At 39.0% G+C, this 733-nt stretch carries 2 protein-coding genes; both read right to left on the bottom strand.

Translation table 11 applies throughout. The annotated features are described in order from the left end of the window. Positions 1-286, bottom strand: a 286-nt coding sequence (gene rplT / locus DAE25_RS22750) for a 50S ribosomal protein L20 (protein ID WP_107768558.1), incomplete at its 3' end; no start/stop codon positions are given. Positions 287-353: 67 nt separating this feature from the next. Then, complete coding sequence (gene rpmI / locus DAE25_RS22745) at positions 354-551, bottom strand: 50S ribosomal protein L35 (protein WP_005596065.1); 198 nt, start codon at positions 549-551, stop codon at positions 354-356. Between the last annotated feature and the right edge of the window lie 182 nt (positions 552-733).

Raw genomic sequence — 733 nt, 5'->3', positions numbered from 1 at the left:
CTAAAATCTTACGGTCGATTTCAACAGAAGCTTTTTTCAAGCCGTTGATGAATTTGCTGTAAGATAAACCGTTTTGACGTGCTGCAGCGTTGATACGTGCAATCCATAATTGACGGAATTGACGTTTACGTTGACGACGGTCACGGTAAGCATATTGACCAGCTTTAATTACAGCTTGGAACGCAACGCGATAAACACGTGAACGCGCACCATAATAACCTTTAGCAGCCTTAAGAACTTTCTTATGGCGTGCTCTTGCAATAACACCACGTTTTACACGAGCCATTATTAAATCTCCTAATGTATATAATTAACTAAAATTCACTAAAGTACGTTTTAACTTGACTCAACGCTTATGCGTATGGTAAGCACGCTACTACTAATACTTGGTCTGCTTTCGCTACCATTGATTTGTGGCGTAAGTGACGTTTACGTTTAGTGGTTTTCTTAGTCAAAATATGACGTAAGTGAGATTGTTTACGTTTGAAACCGCCTGAAGCTGTTTTCTTGAAACGCTTAGCAGCACCACGTACTGTTTTAATTTTAGGCATTGTTTTATAAACTCCGCATTGTTTTATCTAATACATAATAATCAGGCGAAAAATACGCTTATCGCTAACCGTCTTTTTACTTGCAAAGCACTAATTATCTCGAACAGAGCGTTACCGCTCATAGCCCTTTACGGCTAAAAAGCAAATCAGGCTGCGAAATGTGCCTGTAGATTGCTTTTGTT

This window comes from Nocardioides terrigena (assembly GCF_003047265.1).
GTDB classification, from domain to species: domain Bacteria; phylum Actinomycetota; class Actinomycetes; order Propionibacteriales; family Nocardioidaceae; genus Nocardioides; species Nocardioides terrigena.
Note: the sequence above shows the minus strand (reverse complement) of the source record. Positions and strands in the feature narration are given on the sequence as shown.

Coding starts and splice junctions, on each gene's coding strand:
- rpmI (WP_005596065.1), bottom strand. CDS start 551: ATGCCTAAAATTAAAACAGTACGTGGTGCTGCTAAGCGTTTCAAGAAA.